Origin of the sequence: Acidisphaera rubrifaciens HS-AP3 (assembly GCF_000964365.1) — a bacterium.
Classification (GTDB): Bacteria; Pseudomonadota; Alphaproteobacteria; order Acetobacterales; family Acetobacteraceae; genus Acidisphaera; species Acidisphaera rubrifaciens.
Genome location: NZ_BANB01000167.1, coordinates 1 through 1,965, shown reverse-complemented (window position 1 = coordinate 1,965; position 1,965 = coordinate 1). Strand labels below are relative to the sequence as shown.

Here is a 1,965-nt window from a genome sequence, read left to right as displayed (position 1 = left end):
CGGCCGCCGAGTTCGGCCTCGATCGCCGCCTCGAGATCGGAGGGGGAGAGTTCCTCGCCCTCGACCGGCAGGGTCGCGGCCTCTTCCTCGGCGCTCACGTCCTGCAGGCCGAAGATGTTCTGGTCGGTCGGGATGAGGTCAAGCACCTCCTCGTCCGCGGGCTCCGGCTCCGGCGCGCGCGAGAGGGACTTGATGAGGTCCTGTTCCAGCCGGCCCAGCTCGACCGTTTCCTCGGCGATCTCGCGCAGGGCGATGACCGGATTCTTGTCGTCGTCGCGTTCGACCGTCAGTTCCTCGCCGCGGCTGATGTTGCGGGCGCGCTGCGCGGCCAGCAGGACCAGCTCGAAGCGGTTCGGAATCTTCTGGACGCAATCTTCGACGGTAACGCGCGCCATGCGCTCACCCTCCGCAGCTTAACTTTCAGGAATCGAAAGTCTCTACGCCAATGTGTGGTCACGACGCAAGTGCAGCAACCGCCCGGCCGATTTTTGCGGCGTGGTCAGTCCATCGGAGCGGCAGCCTGCGGCGGCAGGGCGGCGACCAGGGCCGACAGCGGCTGGCCGAGGCGGGGATGCACCCAGCCGGGCAGCACGTCGGCGAGCGGCAGCAGGACGAAGGCCCGCGCGTCGGCCCGGGGATGCGGCAGCACCGGGTCCGGGTGGTCGCGCACCAGCCCGTCCATGGCGATGATGTCGAGATCGAGCGTGCGGGGGGCGTTGGGCAGGCCGCGCACCCGGCCGTGCGCGGCCTCGATCGCCTGCAGCGCGGCGAGCAGCGCCTCGGGCGTCGTCTCGCCGGCGAGCAGCGCGACCCCATTGACGTAGTCGGGCTGGCCGGGCGACGGTGGCACCGGTACCGTAACGAACCAGCGCGAGGCGGCGACCAGTCGCAGGCCCGGCAGGCGCCGCAGATCGTCCAACGCGGCGCGGCAGGTCTCGATCGCCGGCGCGCCGCCCGGCCCCGGCAGGTTCGCCCCGATGGCGACCGTGATCTCAGAAAAAAACATGTTGCAACGTCAGGGATAACAGGATTTGTGAGATCGTCGTGCCGGTGATTAAGAAACGGCCCCGCATCCATAAGCAGAGGGCCGCAGCGTAACCCCAACCGGCGGGGACGTCTCGGGTGATGCGGCCATGGGCCGCGGGTATTGAGGGAAAGCTACCAGAATGCAGTTTCTGCCCAACGAGCGCGTTGCTCTTTTCATCGACGGCGCCAATTTATACTCTGCCTCGCGCAATCTGGGGTTCGACGTCGATTTCCGCAATCTGCTGGAGTTCTTCCGCAAGCGGGCGCACGTCATCCGGGCGTATTACTACTCGGCCGTGCTTGAGACCGAGGAGTATTCGCCCCTCAAGCCGCTGACCGACTGGCTGGCGTATAACGGCTACACGCTGGTCACCAAGCCCGCCAAGGAGTTCACGGACGCGACCGGGCGGCGCCGCGTCAAGGGCAACATGGACATCGAGGTGGCGGTGGACATGCTGGAGCTGTCGGCGCGCATCGACCATGCCGTGCTGTTCAGCGGTGATTCAGATTTCCGGCGTCTAGTGGAGGCCGTGCAGCGCAAGGGCGTCCGCGTGTCCGTCATCTCCTCCATCAAGACCGCGCCGCCGATGGTGGCCGACGAGCTGCGCCGGCAGGCCGATCAGTTCATCGAGCTGTCCGACATCGCGCCGGAGTTCACCCGCCGCCCGACCGAGGCGCGCAACGCCGAGCATCGCGGCGCCGACCGCGCCGAACGGGCCGAGCGCGCCGCCGCCCGGCGCAGCGAGATGACCCTGCGCCAGACGCCGGCCGACCCGTTCCCCGAAGGGCCCGATCTTGCCTGACGCCGCTCCCGCCACCGCCGCCGCTGCCCGCCGGGATGCCCGTCCCGGCGACTCGGCCGACGCATCCGAAGGCCGTCACGGGCCGGACCGGATGGCCGGGCCGGACGAGGACGGCGGCACGGCGGCGGGGACGGAG

General features: G+C 69.2%; 3 protein-coding genes. 1 reads left to right on the top strand and 2 read right to left on the bottom strand.

Going from position 1 to position 1,965, the window contains the following annotated elements:
* On the bottom strand, nucleotides 1-395 hold a 395-nt coding region (rpoZ, locus tag B8460_RS06270), incomplete at its 3' end, for a DNA-directed RNA polymerase subunit omega (RefSeq protein WP_048860727.1).
* 104 nt (nucleotides 396-499) lie between these two features.
* Nucleotides 500-1,006: a 2-amino-4-hydroxy-6-hydroxymethyldihydropteridine diphosphokinase gene (folK, locus tag B8460_RS06265; protein ID WP_048860726.1), complete on the bottom strand. Its 507-nt coding sequence runs from the start codon at nucleotides 1,004-1,006 to the stop codon at nucleotides 500-502.
* A gap of 160 nt (nucleotides 1,007-1,166) precedes the next feature.
* Between folK and B8460_RS06260 the strand changes: the two genes are divergently transcribed.
* Nucleotides 1,167-1,829, top strand: coding sequence for a LabA-like NYN domain-containing protein (locus B8460_RS06260; RefSeq protein ID WP_084623285.1), 663 nt, complete (start codon nucleotides 1,167-1,169; stop codon nucleotides 1,827-1,829).
* The last annotated feature ends 136 nt before the right edge of the window (nucleotides 1,830-1,965 follow it).

Excerpts from the sequence above, each read along its gene's own strand:
- folK (WP_048860726.1), bottom strand. The coding sequence starts at position 1,006 with ATGTTTTTTTCTGAGATCACGGTCGCCATCGGGGCGAACCTGCCGGGG.
- B8460_RS06260 (WP_084623285.1), top strand. The coding sequence starts at position 1,167 with ATGCAGTTTCTGCCCAACGAGCGCGTTGCTCTTTTCATCGACGGCGCC.